Genomic DNA, 25,326 nt, shown 5'->3' with positions numbered 1-25,326 from the left:
CCTGAAGCTATGCACCTTCAGGAGAGCACGATGAACCTCGACGAGTTGACCCAACGCCTGCACCGCATCCGCGACCAGAATGACTGGAAGCAATTTCACAGCCCGAAAAATCTGGCCATGGCTGCCAGCGTGGAAATGGCCGAGCTGGTGGAGATATTCCAGTGGCTGCGTGAAGACCAGTCCCGCGAGCTGCCTGCCGACCAACTGGAACATGCCGGTCAGGAAGTCGGCGATATCGTTCTTTATCTGTTGTTGCTGTGCAGCGAGCTGGGGCTGGACATGGAAACCGTGGTGCGCAACAAGCTGGCAGACAGCGAGCGGAGATTTGCCAAGTGAGTGATCGGCATTTCGACCAGCTGGCGACCCGCTTTGCAGAAAAGATCTACGGCGGTGCCAAGGGAGCCATTCGTCTGGCGGTGCTGCAGGCCGATTTGACCGAGACGCTGCCCGCACGACCGCTTCGCGTGCTGGATATCGGCGCGGGGCTGGGCCACATGTCACTGTGGCTGGCCGAACAAGGACATGAAGTGACCCTGGCCGAGCCCGCCGAACCCATGCTCGAAGGCGCACGTCAGCGCTTTGTCGAGGCCGGACAGACGGCGTCCTTCATTAAGGCTCCTTGGCAGGCGCTGCCCGGTTTACTGAGCGACACTTACGATCTGGTGCTGTGCCACGCCGTGCTGGAATGGCTGGCCGAGCCGCACGCCATCCTTCCAGTACTGCGCCGCTTGACCCGCGACGATGGCTGGCTGTCACTGGCTTTTTACAACCGTGATGCGCTGATCTATCGCAACTTGTTGAAAGGTCATTTCCGCAAGATGCGCAAAAATGACATGGCCGGGGAAAAGCAGAGCCTGACGCCACAACAACCGCTCGACCCTCGGGAACTGGCGACGCAACTTGAAGGCCTGTGGCAAGTCGAAACCCGTAGCGGGGTGCGGGTATTTCACGATTACATGCCGGTTGAATTCCAGGCTCGGGCCGAGCTGACGGATCTGCTGGAAATGGAACTGGCGCATCGGCGTCATCCAGCCTTTGCCGGGCTGGGTCGATATCTTCACTGGATGTGCCGTCCGGTCTGACATCACTGCGGAGCCCACCATGAAACACCGTTCTGCCTTGTTTGCCGTGCTGCTGGGGACCAGTCTGTTCGGGATCAGCGCCTGCCAGAGCGACAACCCGTATGTCGCCAGCTCTCTGCCCATGCCGCCCGCTCCTGCGCAGGCGGCAAGGACGCTGGACATGAGCGCCTACCCTGCGCCGCCGCGGGACTATGGGCGTTATCGGTCCTGGGGCTGGCTAAACGGCCAGCTGCCGCCCGGTACGGCGTGGGTGGATTCGGCGCAGGTGGTCGAAGCCGTGAGCAACGGTCTGGACCAGCGTGGTTTGCGACCGGCTCGCGGCAATCAGCCGGCAGACTTGTACGTCACTGCCACGACCCGCCAGGAAACCCGGCTGCGTCAGGTGCGTGAAGATTACGATCCCTACTATGGGGGCGGCATGGGCTATGGCCGCTACGATGGCTACCGGCCCGGTTACGGCGGCTACGCCAGCGTGCCGGTGGTACGCACCTATCAGGAAAAGGTCATGGTGGTGCAGATCAACCTGATCGACGCGCGCAGCAACCAGCCGGTATGGAGCGCCAGCGCCGATGCGCGCGCCAGCAATAATCTGGCCGACCGCAGCAGTGCGTTGCGCCAGGCCGTGCAACAGGCTCTGGCGGCCTACCCGCCTTCTTAACCCTTTCGGAGAACTGCCATGTTTCGCCGTATCGTTCTGCTGACCTGTGCCGTGCTGCTGACGGCCTGTCAGAGCAACTCGATCAATCGCGACTTCGATGCCCAGCAGGATTTCGGCGGCTATCGCAGCTGGAGCTGGAAGGAGCCCGCCGTTCAGTATCAGCCTGACAATGATCCGCGGCTCAAGAGCGACCTGACCGAGCAGCGTCTTCGCCAATCGATCGGCGAACAGCTGGACCAGCGCGGTCTGCGCATGGCAACAGCCGGTGCCCGGCCGGATTTGAAAGTGCAGGCCTGGCTGATTGTCGAAAACCGTCAGCAGACGGTCAGCACCAACTATGGCGGGGGCTGGAATCCCTGGGGTGGTTATGGCTACTGGAACGGGCCGATGAACACCGAAACCCGCAGCGTGGACTACAAGGTCGGCACCTTGCAGATTGATATGTTCGACGGTAAGGACGGCAAACTGGTCTGGCGCGGCAGCACCGAGCGCATCCTTAACGACAACGCTGGCAACCCGGCTGAACGGGAGCAGGCCATCCGCACCACGGTGGCAAAAATTCTGGAGCAATATCCGCCGCGCTAACCTCGCCTGACGTGTTGCGCAATGAGCAGCGCGATCGAGGCTCAGGCCTGCAGATCGCCCTGCATTTCATCGAGTAGCTCCTGAATCGCGTCGAGGCGTTCTTCGGGGTCGTCGATTTCCAGAAGCTCCACCTTGTCCTTTTCGGTGAACGGCAGCAGATAGGCAAGCTGGTTGGACAATGAATACTGCCCACCGGCCGACACGCCCATGTTCAAGGACGCCACCATCGGGTGCTCGGCCAGCGCTTCCAGCAGTGCAACGAGGTCGGCGTCTTCTTCCTGCAACGGACGCTCCACTGGCTCTTGCAGCCATTCAACCTCGGCCATCAGCAGTTGATCGCGCTGAACTTCAGCGGCGACCACCCGGAAGCGCCGCCCACCGACGACACGGATGCCCAGCAAGCCGTTGTCCTGCTGCTGGAAATCCGTGACCAGTGCTTCGCAGCCAATCGGCGAGTAGCCGCCCGGCACGGTGCCCACCTCACTTCCTTCGGTGATGCACACCACACCAAACCCTTCACCCTGCTTCATGCAGCGGCCGATCATGTCCAGATAGCGCGCTTCAAACAACTGCAGATCAAGCACGCAACCTGGAAACAGCACAGCGTTCAACGGAAACAATGGCAACGTCATGGAAAAGCCTCCTTTAAATGGCCAGCGACATTGCCAGCGGCAGGAACAGTGCCGTCGCAACGCCCATCAGACTCATTGCCAACGCAGCAAAAGCCCCCGATTCCTCTCCCTCCTGCAATGCCACGGAAGTCCCCACCGCATGAGCGGTAAGACCCAGTGCCATGCCGCGAGCCGCAGGGTTATCAACCCCGGCCAGCGACAGCAGACCGGGGCCGAAAATGGCACCGAATACGCCAGTAATCAACACAAAAACCGCCGCCAGGGCTGCGACGCCGCCGATCTGCTCGGCAACCAGCATGGCGATGGGCGAGGTGACCGACTTGGGTGCCATGGTCATCAGAATCATATGGTCGGCACCGAACAGCACCCCGAACCCGACACACAACCCGGTGGCAAAAACCCCGCCGACTACCAGCGTAGTCAAGACAGGCCAGAACAGCTGCCGGATTCGGCGCATATTCAGGTAAAGCGGCACCGCCAGCGCCACGGTCGCAGGCCCCAGCAGCGTGCTGAGAATTTCAGTGCTCTTGCGGTACTCGGTGTATTCAAGATCGCAGAACAGCACAACACTGATTACCACCACCATCGAGACCAGCACCGGCTGCAGAAACAGCCAACGGGTTCGCTCGTACACAGCCATCGCCAGTTGATAGGCACCCAGGGTGATCGCGATGCCAAAAAGCGGATGGTGAATCACCGACAGCCATGCACCGTGCCAGTCCATATTCATGACCCCTCCTGGCGTCGGGCCTGGCGCCTGATGAGTGTCTGCATCAGCCAGCCGACAAAGGTCACGGAAATCATCAACGACAGGGTCAGCGTACCGAAGATCGCCCAGAAGTCCTTGGCGATGGCCGACGCATACACCATAACGCCAACGGCAGGCGGTACCAGCAGCAGCGGCAGATAACGCAGCAGACTGCTGGCGGCCATGCTGATCGGCTCGCTCACTTCACCGCGCAGCACCAGATAGGCCATCAACAGCACAAGACCGATGATCGGCCCCGGCAATATCGATAGAAACAGATGGTTCAGCGCGGTTCCCAACAATTGGAACAGCACCAGCCATGTCAAACCCCGTAACAACATGAGGACCCCGGCAAATAAACGAATCCAGCAAATTATCGGCGTCATTATAAACACGCTGCGTTGCAGGTCATGAGCGGGTATTCGTATTGAGGCAGTTGCTTGACCAACCGGCAACACTCTGCTGATCTTGTGATTCGCCCGCAGGCGTTAGCTGATGCGGGCGGTGGCACCTCGACACAAAACCACATCAGACAAGGAGAGCGGCATGCCTTCTGTACCCGTCACAGAGCTCAAGCATTACATTGGCAAGGATGCAGAATGTTCAGACTGGCTGACCATCGACCAGGAGCGCATCAACCTGTTCGCCGAAGCCACAGGGGATTTCCAGTTCATTCATGTCGACCCGGTCAAAGCGGCGCAGACCCCGTTCGGCGCGACTATTGCGCATGGTTTCCTGTCGTTATCACTGATCCCCAAGCTGATGGAGGGCATCATGGTGCTGCCCGAAGGCTTGAAGATGGCGGTCAACTACGGGATGGACAGCGTGCGCTTCGTTCAGCCTGTGCTGGTCAACTCTCGCGTGCGTCTCAAGGTCCAGTTGACTGAAGTGACCGAGAAAAAACCCGGTCAATGGCTGCTCAAGGCAATCGCCACGCTGGAGATCGAAGGTCAGGAAAAACCCGCTTTTGTGGCCGAACCTTTAACCCTGTGTTTCGTGTAACACGTTTAAAACATGAAACAGTCGTAACAGACTGTTTCATCCCGCTTACTCGCTGCGGCATACTCCCCTGCGGTCGTGCCCCATAACATCTGCTCAAGCAGAGCCGGGCCCGCCCCTGAATCATTCTTCCGGGATCTCACATGCGCGCGCTCGCTCCATTGGCTTTGACACTCTTGATCGCAGGCTGCGGTGATGGCGAATCAATTTTGCCGCCCGACGGCCGCCTCTCCGACGGCGGGCGCTATCGCGGCGATCTGGTCAACGGCGTATTGCAGGGCCAGGGCCGTATCGACTACCCCAACGGCAGCTGGTACTCAGGCCAGTTCGAAAACGGCCTGCGCCAAGGCCAGGGTGAATGGCACGCCAGCAACGGCGACGTCTACAAGGGTGGTTTCGAGCAAGGCCTGTTCAACGGTCAGGGCAGATTAACGACTCGCAATGGCGCGAGTTATGTCGGTAACTTCAAGCTCGGGCTGCGCGACGGCGAAGGCACTCAGAAAGACAAGGGCGCGCTTTATCGCGGTCAGTTCAAGGCAGGCCTGTACGACGGCCCCGGACGTCTGGAGCTTGAAGACGGCAGCCAGCACCAGGGCATGTTCGCCAATGGCAAGGCCAACGGCGAAGGTTCGCGCAGTGACGCCAGCGGCAATCAATACAGCGGTAATTTTGTCGACGGTCAATTGCAGGGCACCGGCAGCTTCACCAGCGCTGATGGCGATCAATACGTCGGCAACTTTCGCAACAGCCAGCTCGACGGCAAAGGTCGCTATGAAAATAGCGACGGCGACGTCTGGAGCGGTGATTTCAAGGAAGGCGCGCTGACCGGCAAAGGCGAATTGATCGGTGCTGACGGCAGCCGTTATCAAGGCGACTTCGACAACTGGCGCTTCATGGGGCAAGGCCAGCTGCAACTGGCCGACGGCAGCCGCTATGTCGGCCAGTTCGCCGATGACACCTATCAGGGCGATGGCGTGCTGATCTCCCCGGACGGCAAGGAGCAGCGCGGTATCTGGGCCAATGGCCAACGGGTGCGCGACGCCAAAGGCAAACTGCTGCCCGACGCACTTGAAGCAGGGCTGCTGGTACAAGGCACCCTGCTGGAAAAAGCGCTGGCCGCAGTCCCTGCGTCAACGCCCGCCACCGAGCTTTACACTCTGGTCGTGGGCGGCGACGGCAAGCAGAGCGTGTTCATGCGCGAGGCAGACTATGTCAGCAACCTGCTGAAGTCGCGTTTTGGAGCCGTCGGGCAGGTCAGTCTGGTCAATCATCGCGACCACATGGATGACCGGCCAATGGCAACCCGCGAGACCATCTCCCGCGCAGCCCAGACACTCGCGCAACGTACCGGCCCGGAAGACCTGATCTTCATTTACCTGACCAGCCACGGCACCCAGGACCATGAGCTGGTGCTGGACCAGCCGCGTCTGTCGCTGGCCGACCTGCCCGCCGATGCCCTCGCCGCGGCCCTTGCGCCACTAAAGAATCGTGACAAGATCGTGGTGATTTCGGCCTGTTATTCCGGTGGTTTCATTCCAGACCTGAAAGATGAACGCACGTTGATCATGACCGCCTCACGCGCCGACCGGGTGTCGTTCGGCTGCTCGGAAGAGGCTGATTTCACTTACTTTGGCGATGCACTATTCGCCAGGGCACTGGTCGAAACCGATGACCTGCAACACGCTTTCAACGAAGCAAAAGCCTATGTTGCCCAACGAGAGAGCGAAGACAATTTCGACGCCTCCGAACCGCAGATATGGGCACCGAAAGGAGTTCTGGCGCGCTGGCAGCAGTTGCGCAAAAGCCAGGCCGAACGCGCTTTGAATACGGCGTTGAACCGCACGGAAGCGAAGACCTCGACTAGCCACTAGGCTATCAGTGTATGAAGGGAGAACAGTTATGTATCTGACGCCGCAACACATCCTGCTTGCAGGGGCCACCGGCCTGACGGGCGAGCACTTGCTTGACCGCCTGCTCAACGAACCGACAGTCAGCCGCGTGCTGGCACCAACGCGCAGGCCCTTGGCAGAACACCCGCACCTTGAAAACCCGGTCGGCGAGCTGACCACTCTGCTGCCAACATTGGCTGGCCGTGTGGATATCGCGTTCTGCTGCCTGGGCACCACGATCAAGCAAGCGGGCTCACAGGATGCGTTCAAGGCGGTTGATCTGGACCTACAGCGTTCGCCAAACGAGCGCGTGAGCTGGGCGCGCGCCACTTGCTGGTAATCAGTGCGATTGGTGCAGACCCCAAGTCCAGCACCTTCTACAACCGTATCAAAGGCGAGACGGAACAGGCATTGCGCGCGCAGGACTGGCCGCAACTGACCATCGCCCGCCCTTCATTGCTGGTAGGCAGCCGCACCGAAACCCGCTGGGTCGAGCAACTGGCAGCCCCCATCGCCAAACTGATCCCCGGTAAGTATGGCGCTATCGAAGCCTGCCAGCTGGCCCGCGCCATGTGGCGCCTGGCGCTGGAAGAGCAGAATGGCGAGCGTATCGTCGAGTCGGATGAACTGCGCAAGCTGGGCAAGTAGATGACGGTCGCTGCGGCCGGACGATGATCGTTTCCTAGCCCATCGCATGATCGTTCCCATGCTCCGCGTGGGAATGCAATTCGTGACGCTCTGCGTCACCCAAGGGAGCATTACCTGATAGCGCAGGTGTTGCACCGGTAACCCTAAAGCCCGCCCGTAGCCTGAACCCCTAGTCCCGCTGCCGTCAGCAATGACAGCGGCAGCAACAAGGTGTCGAGCAGCGCGCTGCCCGGCAGGTCCAGGCCCGGATAGCTCGGTGCTTCGGCACCGAAACGGTCAGCCGCACAGCAACCACCCTGCAGCGCATACATATTCAACCGCGTGCCTGCATACACCACCGGCGCGCCGGGTTTGGCCGCATCGAGCGTGCGCGCGGTGGCGCAGCCGGTCAGTGCCAGCGCAAGTGATATCAATATCAGCTTATTCATCGCCGCCAATGTGGTGCTCGCCCCAACGCGGCAGCATGTCCTGAGGAATATTCAGCAGATTGAGAATCCGCGCGACGACAAAGTCCACCAGGTCGTCGATGGTCTGCGGCTGATGATAAAAGCCCGGAGATGCGGGCAGAATCACCGCACCCATGTTCGACAGCTTGAGCATGTTCTCCAGATGAATACTGGAAAACGGAGCCTCGCGGGGCACCAGAATCAACTGGCGACGCTCCTTGAGCGTGACGTCGGCAGCGCGTTCGATCAAATTGTTGCAGGCCCCGGTAGCAATTGCCGACAGCGAACCGGTGGAGCATGGCACCACCACCATTGCGCTGGGCGAACCAGAACCTGACGCCACTGGCGACATCCAGTCGTCACGACCATAAACGCGAATCTGCCCGGCAGACGCGCCGGTGTATTCCGTCAGAAACGCCTGCATCATCATCGGTTTGGGTGGCAGGCGTACGTCGGTCTCGGTGGCCATTACCAACTGCGCGGCCTTGGAAATCAGGAAGTGCACCTCCCGGTCCTCACGCACCAGACAATCCAGCAAGCGCAGGCCATATTGCGCGCCAGAAGCGCCGGTCATCGCAACCGTAACGCGCTCCGGACCGCTCATTTCAGCGCCTCGGCCAGTTTGCCGTGCAGGCCGCCAAAGCCGCCGTTGCTCATGATGACGATATGCGTGCCGGGCCGCGCCTGGCTATGGACTCGCGCGATGATTGCTTCAAGCGAATCACATACCGTCGAGGGTACGCTGCCTCCTGCGACCGTAGCCGCCAGGTCCCAGCCAAGATTGGGCGGGGCATACCAGACCACCTGATCTGCCTGACTCACGCTTTCCGGCAGACCATCGCGGTGCGCGCCAAGCTTCATGGAATTGGAACGCGGTTCGATGACGGCAATGATCGGCGCATCACCGATTTTCTTGCGCAGGCCATCCAGCGTGGTGGCAATGGCCGTCGGGTGGTGAGCGAAGTCATCATAAATAGTGATGCCGCGCACTTCGGCGACCTTTTCCATGCGCCGCTTGACGCTCTTGAAGGCGCTGAGTGCCTGCACGCCCAGCGAAGGCACAACGCCCACGTGGCGAGCAGCCGCCAGCGTTGCCAGGGCATTGGCCACGTTGTGCTGACCGGTCATGTCCCACTCGACGCAACCTTGAAGCTGGCCTTCGAACAACACTTCAAAACGCGAACCGTCTTCACTCAACAGTCGAGCCTGCCACTGACCGCCTTCGCCAGTGGTTTGCACCGGCGTCCAGCATCCCATTTCGATGACCCGCGACAACGCAGGCTCGGTGGTCGGATGGATCACCAGGCCTTCACTCGGAATGGTACGCACCAGATGGTGAAACTGGCGTTCGATAGCGGGCAGATCCGGGAAGATGTCGGCATGATCGAACTCAAGGTTATTGAGGATCGCAGTGCGCGGGCGGTAATGAACGAACTTGGAGCGCTTGTCGAAAAACGCACTGTCGTATTCATCGGCCTCGACTACGAAGAACGGTGTGTCACCCAGACGCGCCGACACGGCGAAGTTCTGCGGGATGCCACCGATCAGGAAGCCGGGGCTCATGCCGGCATGTTCCAGCACCCAGGCCAGCATGCTGCTGCTGGTGGTCTTGCCGTGCGTACCGGCCACCGCCAATACCCAGCGGTCTTGCAGCACATGGTCGGCCAGCCATTGCGGGCCGGACACATACGGCAAACCTTTATTCAGGACATATTCAACCGCCGGGTTGCCACGCGACAGCGCATTGCCGATCACAACCAGATCAGGTGCGGGGTCCAGTTGCGCAGAATCGTAACCCTGGGTCAGCTCGATGCCCTGGGCTTGCAGTTGGGTGCTCATCGGCGGATAGACGTTGGCGTCGGAGCCGGTGACCCGGTGCCCCGACTCTTTGGCGAGCACCGCCAGAGAACCCATGAACGTGCCGCAGATACCAAGGATATGAATATGCATGACCAACCTCTCAGAACATCTGCGCAGGTTAACGTAGGGACGGTGAAATGGCACCCTGAGTTTGTCCGCTGCATTGCCTGCACAGGCCATTTCAATGACCGGCAGATAAGCCTAAAGTCCTAACCACGGCCGGATGCAATTGGCCTATTCTTGAACGCTTATTGCCATATGCCCGAAAGCAGAATCGACACAGACTCCCTCACAACAAGAACCAGGAGACATATCATGCGTTACGCTCATCCCGGTACCGAAGGCGCTATCGTCAATTTCAAGGAACGCTACGGTAACTATATCGGCGGCGAGTTCGTCGCACCGGTGAAAGGCCAGTATTTCACCAACACCTCGCCGGTCACCGGCAAGGCCATTGCAGAGTTTCCGCGCTCCACCGCCGAAGACATCGACAAGGCCCTCGACGCTGCGCACGCTGCCGCTGCGGCCTGGGGCTCGACCTCGGTGCAGGCACGCTCGCTGGTCCTGCTGAAGATTGCCGATCGCATCGAAGCCAATCTGGAAGTCCTGGCCATCACCGAAACCTGGGATAACGGCAAGGCAATCCGCGAAACCCTCAACGCCGATATTCCGCTGGCCGCCGACCATTTCCGCTACTTCGCCGGCGTGCTGCGTGCGCAGGAAGGCAGCGCCGCCGAAATCGACGGCAATACCGTGGCCTATCACATTCATGAGCCGCTGGGCGTGGTCGGGCAGATCATCCCGTGGAACTTCCCGCTCCTGATGGCCGCCTGGAAACTCGCCCCTGCGCTGGCTGCCGGTAATTGCATCGTGCTCAAACCTGCCGAGCAGACGCCGCTGGGCATCAGCGTGCTGATCGAACTGATCGGCGACCTGCTGCCTCCCGGCGTGCTGAACATCGTGCAGGGTTATGGCCGCGAAGCGGGTGAAGCGCTGGCCAGCAGCAAACGCATCGCCAAAATCGCCTTTACCGGCTCGACACCGGTCGGCTCGCACATCATGAAACTGGCGGCGGACAACATCATCCCGTCCACCGTGGAACTGGGCGGCAAGTCGCCGAACATCTTCTTCGAAGACATCATGAGCGCCGAGCCGGAGTTCATCGACAAGGCCGCCGAAGGCCTGGTGCTGGCGTTCTTCAATCAGGGCGAAGTCTGCACCTGCCCGTCCCGCGCGCTGGTGCAGGAGTCGATCTATCCGCAGTTCATGGAAGCGGTGATGCGCAAGGTCGAGAAGATCAAGCGCGGCGACCCGCTGGACACCGACACCATGGTCGGCGCTCAGGCATCCGAGCAACAATTCGACAAGATTCTTTCGTATCTGGACATCGCCAAGGGCGAAGGCGCCGAGCTGCTGACCGGCGGCAAGGTCGAGAAGCTTGAGGGCAGCCTGTCCACTGGCTACTACATCCAGCCGACGCTGCTCAAAGGCAACAACAAGATGCGTGTGTTCCAGGAAGAAATCTTCGGCCCGGTGGTCAGCGTCACCACCTTCAAGGACGAAGCAGAAGCTGTGGCCATCGCCAACGACACCGAGTTCGGTCTGGGCGCAGGCTTGTGGACCCGCGACATCAACCGCGCCTACCGCGTGGGCCGGGCGATCAAGGCCGGGCGAGTCTGGACCAACTGCTACCACCTGTACCCGGCCCACGCCGCATTCGGTGGCTACAAGAAGTCCGGCGTCGGCCGCGAAACCCACAAAATCGCGCTTGAGCACTATCAACAGACCAAAAACCTGCTGGTGAGCTACGACACCAACCCGTTGGGTTTTTTCTAGGCCAGTTGATTGTCCGACGATCGTTACCACGCTCCAGCTGAACTGCCCCCAAGAAGTTGGACACCAATCCGACCTCACGGGGGTGTTCAAATGGGTAAGTATTCAGAGCAGTTCAAGCTCACTGTCGTCAAAGCGTATCTTGAAGACAACATGGGCTTTCGTATGGTAGCCCGCCAGTTCTCGATCGATTTCAGCCTGCTTCGACGCTGGGTCGCTAACTACAAGAGTCATGGTCACACCGGCCATCGCAAGCCTGGTCTTCGATACAGCGAAGCTTTCAAGCGCTCAGTGCTTGAGCACAGGCGTGAACACAAGCTATCGCTCCGTCAGGCCGCTGCGCATTTTGGTATCGGGGATCCCGGCCAAATAGTCATTTGGGAAAAGCGGCATTACAGTAGCGGTACAGCCCCGTATGTTCCTGCCAGAAGAAAGCCTGTCGCCATGCCAAAGAAGCCTTATCCCGCCAAACCAGTAACCGCCGACGATACGCAGAAGACGCGCGACCAGTTGATGAGCGAGCTTGAATATCTGCGCATGGAGAACGCTTACCTAAAAAAGTTGGAAGAGCTGAAGGAGCAGAAACGACGGCAACCGAAAAAGCCCTGAGCATCAAGCAACTGAGGGGCCGGTTCCCGCTTTGCGCTCTGCTGAGGCTGGCGGGCTTGGCACGCAGCACGTTTTACTATCAGGTTCAGGTGCAATCCAGACCCGATCCCTATGCTGCTTTGAAACAGTTAGTCGAAAGCATTTACCACGAGGAGAAAGGCCTTTATGGCGCTCGGCGTATCACGGCGGTCATTCGCACTGCAGGTATTTTGGTCAACAAGAAGGTTGTAGAACGACTGATGGCAGAACTGGGCCTGCGATCAGTGGTGCGCCCCAAAAAATACCGCTCCTATAAGGGCGTAATCGGAACCATTGCGCCGAATTTGCTGGAGCGCAATTTCAGCGCGCAACGCCCGAACCAGAAGTGGGTGACCGATGTGACTGAGTTCAAGGTAGGCAATCGAAAGCTGTATCTCTCACCCGTGATGGACTTGTACAACGGTGAAATCGTGGCGTATGAAGTGTCGACAAGGCCGAGCTTTGAGCTGGTCACCAGCATGCTGGACAAGGCGCTTCAGCAGTTGCAGGACGAGCCGAAGCTTGTGATGCACTCGGACCAGGGCTGGCAGTATCAACACGCGCAGTATCGCCATAAGCTATCGGTACGAGGCGTCAAACAAAGCATGTCCCGTAAGGGCAACTGCCTGGACAATGCGGCAATGGAAAGCTTTTTCGGTACACTGAAATCCGAGTTTTTCTACCTGAAACAGTTTGAAAGCATCGATGAGTTGAAAGCAGGTCTGGATGAGTACATCCACTACTACAACCATGACCGCATCAAGCTGAAGCTCAACGGCCAAAGCCCCGTAAAATACAGGGCTCAGGCGGCAAGCTAAAACCGTCCAACTTTTGGGGGGCAGTTCATCCAATCCTGAATGCGCGCTGGCAGCACGAGCTTGTGACGCAGGGCGTCACGAACTGCATGCCGACGCGGAGCATCGGCACGATAGTCGCCTCAGGATGTTCATCGTTACCACGCTCCAGCGTGGTAACGCCGTTCTGGACGCTCCGCGTCCGATCCTGAATGCGCGGGGTCAGTACGAGCTTGTGACGCAGAGCGTCACGAACTGCATGCCGACGCGGAGCATCGGCACGATAGTCGTCTAAAAATGTTCATCGTTCCCATGCTCCGCGTGGGAATGCCTTTCTGGACGCTCTGCGTCCGATCTCAAATGCGCGGTGTCAGCACGAGCTTGTGACGCAGGGCGTCACGAACTGCATGCCGACGCGGAGCATCGGCACGATAGTCGTCTCAAAATGTTCATCGTTCCCATGCTCCGCGTGGGAATGCCTTTCTGGACGCTCTGCGTCCAATCCTGAATGCGCGCTGGCAGCACGAGCTTGTGACGCAAAGCGTCACGAACTGCATGCCGACGCGGAGCATCGGCACGATAGTCGTCTCAAAATGCTCATCGTTCCCATGCTCCGCGTGGGAATGCCTTTCTGGACGCTCTGCGTCCAATCCTGAATGCGCGCTGGCAGCACGAGCTTGTGACGCAGAGCGTCACGAACTGCATGCCGACGCGGAGCATCGGCACGATAGTCGTCTCAAAATGTTCATCGTTCCCATGCTCCGCATGGGAATGCCTTTCTGGACGCTCTGCGTCCGATCTCAAATACGCGGTGTCAGCACGAGCTTGTGACGCAGAGCGTCACGAACTGCATGCCGACGCGGAGCATCGGCACGATAGTCGCCTCAGGATGTTCATCGTTCCCATGCTCCGCGTGGGAATGCCTTTCTGGACGCTCTGCGTCCGATCTCAAATGCGCGGTGTCAGCACAATAGTCATCTCAAAAAGCATCGCGCACCAACCCTGTGCATGGCGCCTTGGCATACTGCCTTGGCGTGATGCATCTTTGCTCTGAATCCTCTGTTCATGGTTGCAAACTCGCACTCCCGGCCGGGATGGAGTATTAATTGCTTGCATCGCTTCCCTCAGTCGTTTGAACCGGGACGTCACCGGTTCACCCGAAAGACTACGTCCGACGCAAGCAGCGCGGCGTCATGGAGAATCTGTATGGCGAGCTTTTCCCATTCTGTCGGTGCGCAGACGTACCGCTTCGACAGCCTCAAAGAAGTCATGGCCAAGGCCAGCCCCGCGCGCTCCGGTGATTATCTGGCCGAGGTTGCGGCGCAAAGCGACGGCGAGCGCGTTGCAGCGCAAATGACGCTGGCGAATATTCCGCTCAAGCACTTTCTTGAAGAAGCCCTGATCCCGTACGAACAGGACGAAGTCACCCGGCTGATCATCGACACCCACGACAAACTGGCGTTTGCCCCGGTCAGCCATCTGACGGTCGGCGGCTTTCGTGACTGGCTGCTCAGCGAGCAGGCCGATGAAACCAGCCTGCGCGCCTTGGCTCCCGGCCTGACACCGGAAATGGCCGCTGCCGTGTCGAAAATCATGCGCGTGCAGGACCTGGTTCTGGTGGCACAGAAGATCCGGGTGGTGACGCGCTTTCGTAACACCATGGGCCTGCGCGGGCGGCTGTCGACACGCCTGCAACCCAATCATCCCACCGACGACCCGTCCGGCATTGCCGCCAGCGTGCTCGACGGCCTGCTGTACGGCAATGGCGATGCCATGATCGGTATCAACCCGGCAACCGACAGCACCTCGTCCATCGTCGCCTTGCTGGAAATGCTCGACGCCATCGTCCAGCGCTATGAAATCCCGACCCAATCCTGCGTGCTGACCCATGTCACTACGTCCATCGAAGTGATAAACCGTGGCGTACCGGTGGACCTGGTGTTCCAGTCGATCACCGGCACCGAGGCCGCCAACGCAAGCTTCGGCATCAGTCTCAAGCTGTTACAGGAAGGCTACGAAGCGGGCCTGAGCCTGAACCGCGGCACCCTCGGAAAAAACCTGATGTATTTCGAGACCGGGCAAGGCAGCGCGCTGTCGGCCAACGCACATCACGGCGTCGACCAGCAGACCTGCGAAACCCGAGCCTATGCCGTCGCCCGGCATTTCAATCCGTTTCTGGTCAACACCGTGGTCGGTTTCATCGGCCCCGAGTACCTCTACAACGGCAAGCAGATCATCCGTGCCGGTCTGGAGGATCACTTCTGCGGCAAGCTGCTGGGTGTGCCGATGGGCTGTGACATCTGCTACACCAACCACGCAGAAGCCGATCAGGACGACATGGATACCCTGCTGACGCTGCTGGGAGTTGCCGGGATCAACTTCATCATGGGCATCCCCGGCTCGGACGACATCATGCTCAATTATCAAACCACCTCGTTCCACGATGCGCTGTATGCCCGGCAAAGCCTGGGCCTGCGTCCCGCACCGGAATACGAGGCCTGGCTGGAGAAAATGGGCATCTTTACCCAGACCGACGGCCGCGTCCGCTTCGGTGACAGCCTGCCGCCTGCGTTCCGCCAGGCACTGGCGCACCTCGCATGAGTGATCAGCCAATGAACGAAATACAAGACAACGCCGCACCAGCCAATCCCTGGCTGGAGCTACGCCGCCTGACCTCCGCACGCATCGCGCTGGGGCGAACCGGCACCAGCCTGCCCACCTCCGCGCAGCTCGACTTTCAAGCGGCGCATGCCCAGGCGCGCGATGCCGTGCATCTGGCCTTCGATCATGCCGCGATCAGCGCGCAACTGACCGAGAAAGGTCGTGAAACCATTTTGCTGCACAGCGCTGCTGCCGACCGCGACAGCTACCTGCAACGCCCGGACCTGGGCCGACGCCTGAATGAAGAGTCTGCGCAGGCACTGCGCGAGTACGCGGCGGCTCATCCGGGCGGCCTCGATCTGGCGGTAGTGGTCGCCGACGGTCTGTCAGCCCTGGCCGTGCATCGACATGCCGTGCCTTTTCTCATTCGCCTTGAAGAGCAGGCAAACGCCGAAGGCTGGTCCCTGTCGCCAGTGATAATGGTCGAGCAGGGCCGCGTCGCCGTGGCTGACGAGGTGGGTGAACTGCTCGGCGCGAAAATGGTGGTTATCCTTATCGGCGAGCGCCCGGGCCTAAGCTCACCGGACAGTCTGGGGCTGTATTTCACCTACGCGCCGAAGGTCGGGCTGAATGATGCGCACCGCAACTGTATTTCCAACGTGCGCCTGGAGGGCTTGAGCTATGGCATGGCAGCCCATCGGCTGCTGTACCTGATGCGCGAGGCCTGCAGGCGGCAGATCTCGGGGGTCAATCTTAAAGACGAAGCGCAACTGCAGACCCTTGAGTCAGACGGATCTGCCGAGCATTCAGGCAAGCCGATCGGCAATTTCCTGCTCGACGGCCCGGCCGCACCACATTAGATTGTGCTTTCTAAAGTCGCCGGGCAGGATCGCGTAATCATCCCGGCGCACTGCATCAGCCCATAGGGAAGTTGAGGCCAACCATGCGGATCATCAAAGCGACTCTCGAACACCTGGACCTGCTCTGCCCATTGTTCATCAAATACCGCGAGTTCTACGGTGAGTCACCGTTCCCGGACTCCTCACGGGACTTTCTCGAAAAACGTCTGCGTCGTGACGAGTCAGTGATCTATCTGGCGCTGGCCAAGGATGACGAGAGCAGACTGCTGGGCTTCTGCCAGCTGTATCCCAGCTACTCATCGCTGTCGCTCAAGCGGGTATGGATTCTCAACGACATCTATGTTGCCGAGGACGCGCGCCGCCAACTGGTCGCCGATCACTTGATGAAACAGGCGAAGAAGATGGCCAAGGAAACACATGCGGTGCGACTGCGCGTGTCGACCAGCAGCAATAACGAGGTGGCGCAAAAAGTCTATGAGTCCATCGGTTTCAAGGAAGACACGCAGTTCAAAAACTACGTGCTGCCCATCAACCAGGACTGATCACCCCCTCGCCAGCACGCGGCAGCAAAGCCGCGTCAGCGCAACATACCGCTCCAGTCGTCACACATCAAAAACCCAGCGTTTATTCCCAAACCCCTTCTGCGCATTCTGCTCCTATAATGCCGCGCATACTGAACAGTCGTTTCTTCCGCATGCGACCCCGTACAGGGTTCTCGCCTCAGGTGCCTTAATGGATTTCAACCCGCTTGACCTTATTCTGCATCTCGACGTCTACCTTGACCTGTTGGTGACCAACTACGGTACGTGGGTCTACGCGATTCTGTTTCTGGTGATTTTCTGCGAAACCGGGCTGGTGATCATGCCCTTCCTGCCAGGCGACTCGCTGCTGTTCATCGCCGGAGCCGTGGCTGCCGGCGGCGGCATGGACCCGGTCCTGCTGGCCGGGCTGCTGATGCTGGCGGCGATTCTGGGCGACAGTACCAACTACGTCATTGGCCGCACTGCGGGCGAAAAACTGTTCAGCAACCCCAAATCGCGCATCTTCCGCCGCGACTACCTGCTGCGCACCCAGGACTTCTATGAGCGCCACGGCGGCAAAACCGTAACACTCGCGCGTTTCCTGCCGATCATCCGCACGTTCGCTCCATTCGTGGCCGGTGTGGGCAAAATGTCCTATCCGCGCTTCGTGGGTTTCAGCGTATTGGGCTCAGTGCTGTGGGTCGGCAGCCTGGTGACACTGGGCTTCTTCTTCGGCAACGTGCCGTTCATCAAGCACAACCTGACCTTGCTGGTGCTGGCAATCATCCTGCTGTCGCTGGTGCCGATGATCATTGGTGTGGTTCGCAGCCGTAGCGCGCCTCCGGCAGACGCACGCTGAATCATGTGGTCGTTCAGCAACTGGCGCAGGCAGCGCACGCTCGCCAGACACCCGGTTGCTGACGAGCTGTGGCAGAAGGTGCGTGGACGTCTGCCGATCCTCGATGGGCTGAGCAGCGGGCAGCATGCGCAATTGCGTGACGCCTGCGTACTGTTTCTAAATGACAAACACCTCAGTGCACTGCCGGGCGTTGATCTGGATGACGAGCAGCGATTGTTTCTCGCCGCCCAGGCGCAACTGCCTCTGCTGAATCTGGGCGAACTGAACTGGTATCAGGGCTTTCACGAGATCGTGCTGTACCCCGACGACTTCGTCAGCCCGCAGCGCCATCGCGATGCCAGTGGCGTGGAGCACGAGTGGGATGGCGAACACAGCGGCGAAGCCTGGCTGCAGGGCCCGGTGATTCTGGCCTGGCCGGGCGTGTTGAGCAGCGGCGACTGGGATGGCTACAACCTGGTGATCCATGAACTGGCGCACAAGCTCGACATGCTCAACGGCGACGCCAATGGGCTGCCGCCGCTGCACAGCGATATGCAGGTGACCGAATGGGCTCGCGTCATGCAAAGCGCGTTCGATGATCTCAACCGGCAACTGGACCACAACCCCGACGCCGAGCCCGCCATCGATCCCTATGCCGCAGAAGACCCTGCCGAGTTTTTCGCCGTGACCAGCGAATACTTCTTCAGCGCACCCGACCTGCTGCACGACAGTTACCCGGCAGTCTACGAACAACTGAAGGCGTTTTACCGGCAAGACACTCTCGCCAGACTGAACCTGCTGCGTCAGCAGGACCCGGCTTACCGGGACAACTGACAGCCGCCAAGGCCATGCGTGGCAACCAAAACAGAATATGCCTATAATCCGGACCACTTTTTGGCGGTTCGCGCCAAAATCTGTCTGGTCAACTATGGGGGCAATGCCCAATGAGCTACAGCAAGATTCCGGCAGGCAAAGACCTTCCGAACGACATCTACGTCGCGATCGAAATCCCGGCCAACCATGCGCCGATCAAGTACGAAATCGACAAAGAAACCGATTGCCTGTTCGTTGACCGTTTCATGGCCACCCCGATGTTCTACCCGGCCAACTACGGTTTCATCCCTAACACGCTGGCTGACGACGGCGACCCGCTGGACGTGCTGGTGGTGACGCCTTACCCGGTGTCCCCAGGTTCGGTCATCCGTGCCCGCCCGGTCGGCATTCTGCACATGACTGACGACGGCGGTGGCGATGCCAAGGTTATCGCAGTGCCACACGACAAGCTGTCCCAGCTGTATGTCGACGTCAAAGAGTACACCGACCTGCCAGCCCTGCTGCTTGAACAGATCAAGCACTTCTTCGAGAACTACAAGGATCTCGAAAAAGGCAAATGGGTAAAAATCGAAGGTTGGGGCAATGCTGACGCTGCCCGCGCCGAGATCACCAAATCGGTTGCAGCGTTCAAAGGCTGATCACTGATCTGGCGTTTCAGGGCACGCCACACACGTGCCCTGAAACACGCTTGACCCCTTCCCTGCCGCTGCTCCCCGCTAATACCGTTCCTTGAAACACACCTATCCATTTTTTTGCAGCGCACACGTTTAAAAATGCGTTCGACTTTTAGGCGCTCGATAAACAGTTCGTTAACTCCCGTATAGCAAGGGTAAACGCCCGATAAGTCGTTTAGCCAAAAAAGCGCTATTACGGAATCTGCCTACACGATGTTCATTCCATCCGTAGTCCGAATAGCCGCCACCCCCTTGGGATAACGTCGATCTCAACACCTCGTTCATTTAAACGCCCAAGCGACGTCCGTAGACTTCGCCCTATGAATACATCAGGCGATCGACTCCGCATCCTCCTTCGGGAGTGCCATCTCACAGCGACTGACTTTGCGGCCAACCGCAAAATCACGCCGCAACACGTCAATAACTGGTTCAAGCGTGGCGTGCCCATGGCGCGGATCGATGAGGTGGCTGAACTGTTAACCGTAAACGCACGCTGGCTGCGCACGGGCGACGGGCCCAAACATCCCAATGAATCGGCCAATGAAAACACTGGTGAAGACACACGCATGGTCATCCAGCAGACCAGAAACGTCCTGCGCGGCGATGTGGAAATTCAGATCTACACGGAGGTTGAATCCACTCATGGCGTCGGCAAAACCGTCCTTTCCGAAGCCCCTGGGCAAAAAATCCGCCTGCCCGTGCAAGTTCTGCAAACCATGGGCATCGACCCAAAAAACTGCATGTGTGTCGCCATGGTCGGCAACAGCATGGCCGACAAGATCCAGGACGGCTCGATTCTCGGCGTCGACCGCGAACTGACCCAGGTCATCGACGGCGAAATCTACGCCCTCGAGCACGGCGGCATCCTGCGCGTGCGCTACCTCTACCGCATGCCCAATGGCGGTCTGCGCCTGCGCAGCCATAACGACGCCGAATACCCGGACGAACTGTTCAGTGCCGAAGACATCGACCGGGAGAAAATACGGATTCTGGGCTGGATATTCTGGTGGTCGACACTCAACAGTCGGCGCAATGCGATGCTGCTGTTGTGAGGCGTTTGGGGTTGAAAGGCATTCGGGCTGGGCATTGGCGGAGAATTTCAGTATTCTGTGCGCCATCCAGAGCACCTGACGCAGTCATGCGATGCGGTGTTTGAATGGGGCATGTGATCCGTTTGCCCTGTTGCCTATTCGCGCTTCTTCAAGAGGCGCATCTGTTGAAGGCGATTGCGGTCTATCAAAAATAGATCGGAACCGCCTACGAGAAGCCGGCCACAAGCCGGCTTTTTAATGCCTCCCGCGTTCTTCTCGCGGCTGGGCAGTGGATATCATCTACTTGAGAAGCTTCCCGCCAAATCAGCCGTTGACAGTACTTTGCTGGTTGTCCCGGTCGAAACCCACTTTAGGATAATCCCAAGTCAGGTTTATTCAGGTAACCGGACTATTAGAGGGTTTGCCACGTGAAAACCATCCATAACGCCCGCTACCAAGCGTTGCTTGATCTTTTGCTGGAAGCGCGCAGCGCAGCCGGTATGACGCAAAAAGAATTGGCCGTCAGGCTAGGGCGGCCGCAGTCATTTGTCTCAAAGACGGAGAACGCCGAGCGCAGGCTCGATGTCATTGAGTTCATGGATGTCTGTCGGGGGATCGGGACTGACCCGTATGCGCTGCTCAGCAAGCTGGACTCTATGGCTCGCCTGTAATCGACAATCGCGAAGCTTTGCTGGATGAGCGCTTGCGTGAAAAACGACTCATAGCGATTCAATGCAGTGCGTTTTGGTCAGATATAGGACGATCACGGACACACATCTACGCCCCGCCCTCTCCACAGCTTCCAGACCTGTTCCCAACCGTCTTCGTGACTCGGCCCCGAGACGACAATCAGTTGGCTGCACGCACCGTTGCCCAGTTGCCTGCTGTAACCCTTTGCAAGTTCAGTCGGGATCATTTCGTCACGCGTGCCCGACAAGTGACGCTGAGGTATCAATGCCAGGCGCTGAATGTAATCGAGTGGGTCCAACGATCCATTGAGAGGCGAAAGTCCTTTTAGTGCTGTCCACTGATTCGGGGCCAGATTGCCAGCGATGGTCTGGATCCGGGTGATGTCGTTTCGTTGTCCAGCCAGTAGCAACGCGAGGGTTGCGCCGCCTGAATAACCAATCAGCTCGAACTCGTTATTACCGTAACGTTGTTTCATATGGTCCAGCGCACTGCTGAGGCTGGTGACCACTGCCTGGGAGAAACGGCGATTGGTCCAGAGGGCAGCGTTGCAAGCCGGGGCCGTGATGAATTGGCAAGGTCGTGCCAGATAGGCGCTGGGCGTCGGGTCGTTGACTGCCAGCTGCGGCACGAGGAGCTTACGTGGGCTCGGGTCGAGACTGGGTTGAGTGGCGGTGGCCCAGGCATGACCGTCGCCTTCCAGATAGACCCGCAGACGGTTCGCTCTGAAGGTCTCTGGCGGTAACAGCGCCGCAAGTGGAAAGGGCTGTGCCGACAGAATCTGCATCTGTCGGCCATGCTGGTTGGCCAATTGCTGTAGATCAGCGCGCGGAGACTGACAACCGGCGATGGCTCCGCTCAACAGCAGCGCCATCACGACTGCAAGGGTACCGCCCAAGCGTTTTCGACCGAGGCGGTAACTCCACATCAAAAGTCGTAACGCACTTTTGCAGAGAACACATCGGCATCGAAGCCTGATTTACCGATGTAGTCATAGTTGACGCCCAGTGTGACGGCACCCAGTTTGTAATCGGCACCCACACCCGCTTCGTAACTGTCACGCACAGCCTTGGCACCGCTGGTTACAAACGGTGTACTGCCGAGCAAAAAGGTGGACGTGCTCTGCGCTTCGTCGGCGGCGAAGTCGTGGTAGGCCATCAGTTTGGCTTGTGGCTCCAGTGTTCCGGCGCCCAAGAGGAAGCTGCCAGCCACGCGCATGCCTGCGCCCAGCTCAATGGTTTCATAACGCTGGTCTTCAACCTTTAACGCAGTCGACGAGCCTTTCTCACGATAGCCGTCGATGTTCACTTGGCTGTAACGCGCCGCCAGGCGTGGTTCGACCAATACTTGCGGGTTGACGTGATAGGTGTAGCCACCCACCAGATTCAGGCCCAGCAGGTCACTGTCGTAATCTGCCTTGGCACGCGTACCTGCAATGCTGCGTTTGCCCTGGTTGTCGTTGAGGCCGTAAGTCAGGCTTGTATCGACAAAGTAATTGCCTTGTTCGAAGCCGCTGTACAGCGTGAATGCATGGCTATCGACTTCGGTCTTGTTGCCACTTTTGCCATTCACGTCGGTATTGATGAAGCTGTACGCCAACCCCAGCGTCAGGTTGTCGTTGAGCTTGCCGTCAGCGCCCACCGCGACTCCGCTGCTGTACGCGTTATAGCCAGCAATTCCGTCACGCTGGCCTTGAGTGGCATCGCTGTAGAGCGACTGGACCCAAACCCCGGCATTCTTGAAACCTTCGCCAGAAGACGCGCCGCGTATCGAGCTGGTGCGGCTGCCCGTTACGTTGCTGATCAGACCCTGGCTGGTAGTAGCGGCGCTTCTGGCCCCGCCGTTGACCTCCGGCGACAGCTGCGAGGCCAGCTTGGCAAGCTGCCCTCCGTCAGCGTTCAGCAAAAGCTGTTTGAACGCATCGCTGTCGTTCAGCTTGCTGATGATGCTGTCGCCGGTCAGGTTGACCAGTGTGGTCTGTTCATTAACTGAGCCGCCGTTGTTGGCAACTACCTGAGCGACCTCTTCCTTGCCCTTGGCGGTGACCACAGCTACAACGTCTTTGCCGTCAACGGTATAGCTGTCGATTTTAAGTAGCGCCGAGGTACTGACTACATCCAGTTTGCCAGCAGGGTCGACCGCGCGCCCATCCTTGGTCAGCAGTTCGATCTTGCCTGATTCGATGAGCGTGTAAGCAGTGCCGTTGGCATTGAAGTCGTCACCCTTGGCCGCGAGCTTTACTTGCGCTCCCGGTTCGAACTGAGTAGTGCCGGTAACTTTCAGCACCGCGGTTTTAGTATCAGTGGCCTTACTCAGATTCAGGCCGAGTGCCGAATTGCCGTCGACATACAGATCGCCGCCAATGCTGCTGTGTGCGGACTCGAAAGTCATGGTAGTAGGACTGTCGGAGGTGCCACCAACATAAACCGATCCGCCGCTCTTGAGGCGAATGTTGTAGCCATCTTTACGGCTGTCAGTACCTGTGAAGGAAGTATCCCCCTCCAGCTCGATATTGCTTACGTCGATCAGGTTACCGACAACGACGCTGCCCTTTCTCAGGATCAGCTCGATCGGACGATTGCTTCCAGAAGCGTCGATAGCCCTGTCAGCGGAAATGATCGAACCTTCGTTATAGATATTGAAGTCGCCCCGTTCGATGTACCAAGGCTGAGCGCCGATCATAGAGAATTTAGTAGTGCCCATCACGATAGCAGCGCTCTCGCCGCGGATCGTCCCGGTGTTGGTTATGTCCGCACTATTGCCTATCATAGTGGCCCCGTCGATTCGAAGACCTTGAGACCCCGCGCCGCTAGCGGAGAGGCTGCCATGGTTTTCGAAGAATTTCAGGCTCGTGGCGACGTCCAGGGCCGTCGCGCCTTGACCGGAAACTTCAACCAGACCGTGGTTGATGACGTTGCCGTTGATCCTACCGCCCTCCAGGCTGATGCCTTTGGCTCCTTCACCACTAGCAAAGGTGCCGGAGCCACTGATGTTCCCGTTGAGGATAAGGTTCTTTTCAACGGTCGAACCACTTAGCTGAATCGCATCTTTAACCGCACTCCCCGAATAGGCACCGTTGATCTCAAGATTGCCGGTATGGGTCTGACGCTCGCTTTTGTAGCCAGCGTTGGTCAGTTGGACTGTTTCAGCAAAAGCCGGAACGGCAGTTGCAGCCACAGCCATGGCGAGAAGGGTCTTGCGAAACATCACAGAGTTCAAGATTCATTCCTTATGTTGGGGGCGCTGCCATGCTTGTCGAGAACCTGTCGCAGCGAAAAGTGGCCATTGGCCACACAGAAGAGCGCGGCGAGAATAAAGTAACCGACTTGAAATAACATCAACTATTATCGGCGCAATCGCACTTCGCTAAAGTCGAGCAAGTGCTCAGGGTCGGGATGACTAGATCCGATATGACTCTGCATGCGCTACCTTCCTGAGCGTGCGCCAGTACGAGCGAACGCGCTTGGCAAAGGTCGGCGAACTGCTGAACAATACGATGGTCGCAAAGGACACCCACCAGCCGGGGCGCAGGCAGGTCAGCAGGTACTGATTGAGCCAGATGCGCGCGATTCTCAGCCTGTAGCGCTTCGGATCAATACCCCGCAATTGCTCTATCGCAGAAGCTTTGTAGAGTGTGCTCAATACGCGGCGGCTGGTTAGAAAGCGTTCCGGGAAGTCTACGCCAGCCTCGGAGTGATTCAGGACTCTGAAGTTGCGCCTCAAGACGTTGTCCCATAACTTCAGATTGCTCAGCCCTACCTCGCAGGGACGTCCAAGCCGGGCGTCAATGCCCTTCCTGCGCATGACACCCAGCATCAGCGCCTGCTCGGTCACCATGCGCGCAGACGTGTAGCCAATGAAGTTGCCAAACGGGTTGCGAGACGGCTTGTCATTGAAAAGCGCGCGCCTTTCAAACAGTGGTTGCTCCCACATGGCGAGCATCGCATCGCGTGTGCCGAACTGAACAAGGTCCGATATGTGGAACAACATCGGTAACCGTTCAGGGTCACGAATGTAGAGCGTCGTGGTGGTAATGGGCGTCTCGAACAAGCGCGTTTCGCCAGGGTTGGCATCATCTGGCTGGCCTATGACAGCCAGTGCAGGGCTGGTCAGGTTGTGGTCGGCGCGCGTCTTCATGACATACGGTCTTGAGGCGGCCTGAATACCGCACAACGTCGATCGCAGCATGCGATTGATGTTGATCTGATTACCGGCATCGTCGACGAAGGCACCCGGATCATCCGACATGATGAGCTGATCCGCTTCAACCGCAGAAGTATCTTCATGACACCAGGTAGAGACGATAACTTCGGCATGTGGCAGGTGTGTCCTGACCGATGCGATACAGGCGAAGATATTCCGCTGGGGGCTCAGGTTGCGATAAAGAGGTCCCTGGATAACCACGCTGATTTTTCTGGAATCAACGGCCACAAGATGAGGCATGTTCTTAACCTTTAATGAGGAATGACGACGAGAACA

25 protein-coding genes and 1 pseudogene are annotated in these 25,326 nt (G+C 58.7%); 17 read left to right on the top strand and 9 right to left on the bottom strand.

Going from position 1 to position 25,326, the window contains the following annotated elements; genetic code table 11:
• The first annotated feature begins 30 nt into the window (after positions 1-30).
• The 4 genes from AC4ANE_RS03340 to AC4ANE_RS03325 are packed head-to-tail and all read left to right on the top strand — an operon-like array spanning position 31 to position 2,325.
• Complete coding sequence (locus tag AC4ANE_RS03340) at positions 31-336, top strand: MazG-like family protein (protein WP_002555541.1); 306 nt, start codon at positions 31-33, stop codon at positions 334-336.
• The gene (locus tag AC4ANE_RS03335; RefSeq protein ID WP_002555542.1) at positions 333-1,082 is read left to right on the top strand and encodes a methyltransferase domain-containing protein; all 750 of its coding nucleotides are present in this window, start codon (positions 333-335) and stop codon (positions 1,080-1,082) included. Before AC4ANE_RS03340 ends, AC4ANE_RS03335 begins: the two co-directional genes overlap by 4 nt.
• A gap of 19 nt (positions 1,083-1,101) precedes the next feature.
• A complete protein-coding gene (locus AC4ANE_RS03330) occupies positions 1,102-1,740 on the top strand; it encodes a DUF4136 domain-containing protein (RefSeq protein WP_002555543.1) in 639 nt (212 codons plus the stop codon).
• A gap of 18 nt (positions 1,741-1,758) precedes the next feature.
• A complete protein-coding gene (locus AC4ANE_RS03325) occupies positions 1,759-2,325 on the top strand; it encodes a DUF4136 domain-containing protein (RefSeq protein ID WP_460408699.1) in 567 nt (188 codons plus the stop codon).
• Between the two features lie 41 nt (positions 2,326-2,366).
• Here the strand turns inward: AC4ANE_RS03325 and AC4ANE_RS03320 are convergent, their stop codons facing one another.
• The 3 genes from AC4ANE_RS03320 to AC4ANE_RS03310 are packed head-to-tail and all read right to left on the bottom strand — an operon-like array spanning position 2,367 to position 4,046.
• A complete protein-coding gene (locus AC4ANE_RS03320; RefSeq protein WP_002555545.1) occupies positions 2,367-2,957 on the bottom strand; it encodes an LON peptidase substrate-binding domain-containing protein in 591 nt (196 codons plus the stop codon).
• A gap of 13 nt (positions 2,958-2,970) precedes the next feature.
• A complete protein-coding gene (locus tag AC4ANE_RS03315; protein WP_002555546.1) occupies positions 2,971-3,687 on the bottom strand; it encodes an LrgB family protein in 717 nt (238 codons plus the stop codon).
• Positions 3,684-4,046 carry a CidA/LrgA family protein gene (locus AC4ANE_RS03310; protein WP_002555547.1) on the bottom strand — a complete coding sequence of 121 codons (363 nt, stop codon included), beginning with the start codon at positions 4,044-4,046 and terminating at the stop codon, positions 3,684-3,686. Before AC4ANE_RS03310 ends, AC4ANE_RS03315 begins: the two co-directional genes overlap by 4 nt.
• Before the next feature lie 205 nt (positions 4,047-4,251).
• On the opposite strand from AC4ANE_RS03310, the gene AC4ANE_RS03305 reads away from it, so the two are divergent.
• The 3 genes and pseudogenes from AC4ANE_RS03305 to AC4ANE_RS03295 all read left to right on the top strand — a co-directional run bounded on the left by AC4ANE_RS03305 (position 4,252) and on the right by AC4ANE_RS03295 (position 7,241).
• Positions 4,252-4,707, top strand: a complete 456-nt coding sequence (locus AC4ANE_RS03305; RefSeq protein WP_002555548.1) for a MaoC family dehydratase — start codon at positions 4,252-4,254, stop codon at positions 4,705-4,707.
• 140 nt (positions 4,708-4,847) lie between these two features.
• Positions 4,848-6,575, top strand: coding sequence for a C13 family peptidase (locus AC4ANE_RS03300; protein ID WP_460408698.1), 1,728 nt, complete (start codon positions 4,848-4,850; stop codon positions 6,573-6,575).
• Positions 6,576-6,603: 28 nt separating this feature from the next.
• Positions 6,604-7,241 (top strand): annotated as a pseudogene (locus AC4ANE_RS03295) (NAD(P)H-binding protein).
• A 143-nt stretch (positions 7,242-7,384) separates the two neighbouring features.
• Here the strand turns inward: AC4ANE_RS03295 and AC4ANE_RS03290 are convergent.
• From AC4ANE_RS03290 to mpl, 3 genes are read right to left on the bottom strand one after another with little or no spacing between them, the layout of a single operon-like run.
• Positions 7,385-7,669 carry a YceK/YidQ family lipoprotein gene (locus AC4ANE_RS03290; protein WP_002555551.1) on the bottom strand — a complete coding sequence of 95 codons (285 nt, stop codon included), beginning with the start codon at positions 7,667-7,669 and terminating at the stop codon, positions 7,385-7,387.
• Positions 7,662-8,291 carry a flavin prenyltransferase UbiX gene (ubiX, locus tag AC4ANE_RS03285; protein WP_002555552.1) on the bottom strand — a complete coding sequence of 210 codons (630 nt, stop codon included), beginning with the start codon at positions 8,289-8,291 and terminating at the stop codon, positions 7,662-7,664. The genes AC4ANE_RS03290 and ubiX overlap by 8 nt, the downstream gene beginning before the upstream one ends.
• Positions 8,288-9,637 carry a UDP-N-acetylmuramate:L-alanyl-gamma-D-glutamyl-meso-diaminopimelate ligase gene (mpl, locus tag AC4ANE_RS03280; RefSeq protein ID WP_460408696.1) on the bottom strand — a complete coding sequence of 450 codons (1,350 nt, stop codon included), beginning with the start codon at positions 9,635-9,637 and terminating at the stop codon, positions 8,288-8,290. The genes ubiX and mpl overlap by 4 nt, the downstream gene beginning before the upstream one ends.
• 225 nt (positions 9,638-9,862) lie before the next feature.
• Here mpl and exaC point away from each other — a divergent pair, with 225 nt between their 5' ends.
• The 10 genes from exaC (at position 9,863) to AC4ANE_RS03230 (ending at position 20,831) form a co-directional block, all read left to right on the top strand.
• Positions 9,863-11,383 (top strand): acetaldehyde dehydrogenase ExaC, encoded by a 1,521-nt coding sequence (exaC, locus tag AC4ANE_RS03275; protein ID WP_002555554.1) that lies wholly within the window; start codon positions 9,863-9,865, stop codon positions 11,381-11,383.
• A gap of 90 nt (positions 11,384-11,473) precedes the next feature.
• Positions 11,474-12,825 (top strand): IS3 family transposase gene (locus tag AC4ANE_RS03270; RefSeq protein ID WP_095077641.1). Its coding sequence is split into 2 segments (ribosomal slippage): positions 11,474-11,933 and positions 11,933-12,825, totalling 1,353 coding nucleotides; the frame shifts between segments, so codons are not numbered across the junction.
• A 1,182-nt stretch (positions 12,826-14,007) separates the two neighbouring features.
• Complete coding sequence (locus AC4ANE_RS03265; protein ID WP_002551875.1) at positions 14,008-15,402, top strand: ethanolamine ammonia-lyase subunit EutB; 1,395 nt, start codon at positions 14,008-14,010, stop codon at positions 15,400-15,402.
• A complete protein-coding gene (gene eutC / locus AC4ANE_RS03260) occupies positions 15,399-16,262 on the top strand; it encodes an ethanolamine ammonia-lyase subunit EutC (RefSeq protein ID WP_010212896.1) in 864 nt (287 codons plus the stop codon). The genes AC4ANE_RS03265 and eutC overlap by 4 nt, the downstream gene beginning before the upstream one ends.
• Positions 16,263-16,345: 83 nt before the next feature.
• Complete coding sequence (locus tag AC4ANE_RS03255; RefSeq protein WP_002551873.1) at positions 16,346-16,804, top strand: GNAT family N-acetyltransferase; 459 nt, start codon at positions 16,346-16,348, stop codon at positions 16,802-16,804.
• Positions 16,805-16,994: 190 nt separating this feature from the next.
• Positions 16,995-17,642 (top strand): DedA family protein, encoded by a 648-nt coding sequence (locus AC4ANE_RS03250; RefSeq protein ID WP_002551872.1) that lies wholly within the window; start codon positions 16,995-16,997, stop codon positions 17,640-17,642.
• A 3-nt stretch (positions 17,643-17,645) separates the two neighbouring features.
• A complete protein-coding gene (locus tag AC4ANE_RS03245; RefSeq protein WP_002551871.1) occupies positions 17,646-18,455 on the top strand; it encodes a M90 family metallopeptidase in 810 nt (269 codons plus the stop codon).
• A 110-nt stretch (positions 18,456-18,565) separates the two neighbouring features.
• Positions 18,566-19,093 carry an inorganic diphosphatase gene (ppa, locus tag AC4ANE_RS03240; RefSeq protein ID WP_002551870.1) on the top strand — a complete coding sequence of 176 codons (528 nt, stop codon included), beginning with the start codon at positions 18,566-18,568 and terminating at the stop codon, positions 19,091-19,093.
• Between the two features lie 356 nt (positions 19,094-19,449).
• Positions 19,450-20,181, top strand: a complete 732-nt coding sequence (locus AC4ANE_RS03235; RefSeq protein ID WP_002551869.1) for a LexA family transcriptional regulator — start codon at positions 19,450-19,452, stop codon at positions 20,179-20,181.
• Positions 20,182-20,588: 407 nt separating this feature from the next.
• Positions 20,589-20,831, top strand: coding sequence for a helix-turn-helix domain-containing protein (locus AC4ANE_RS03230; RefSeq protein WP_002551868.1), 243 nt, complete (start codon positions 20,589-20,591; stop codon positions 20,829-20,831).
• Positions 20,832-20,923: 92 nt separating this feature from the next.
• Here AC4ANE_RS03230 and AC4ANE_RS03225 read toward each other — a convergent pair whose 3' ends face one another.
• The 3 genes from AC4ANE_RS03225 to AC4ANE_RS03215 form a co-directional block, all read right to left on the bottom strand.
• Entirely contained in the window at positions 20,924-21,775 is an 852-nt protein-coding gene (locus AC4ANE_RS03225; protein ID WP_002551867.1) for an alpha/beta hydrolase, read from the bottom strand.
• A complete protein-coding gene (locus AC4ANE_RS03220) occupies positions 21,775-24,054 on the bottom strand; it encodes an autotransporter family protein (protein WP_031594771.1) in 2,280 nt (759 codons plus the stop codon). The genes AC4ANE_RS03225 and AC4ANE_RS03220 overlap by 1 nt, the downstream gene beginning before the upstream one ends.
• Before the next feature lie 192 nt (positions 24,055-24,246).
• Positions 24,247-25,290: a WavE lipopolysaccharide synthesis family protein gene (locus AC4ANE_RS03215; RefSeq protein WP_002551865.1), complete on the bottom strand. Its 1,044-nt coding sequence runs from the start codon at positions 25,288-25,290 to the stop codon at positions 24,247-24,249.
• Positions 25,291-25,326: the final 36 nt, after the last annotated feature.

Source organism: Pseudomonas sp. Pme6b, assembly GCF_058129925.1.
This window is presented reverse-complemented; position numbering and strand designations above follow the sequence as displayed.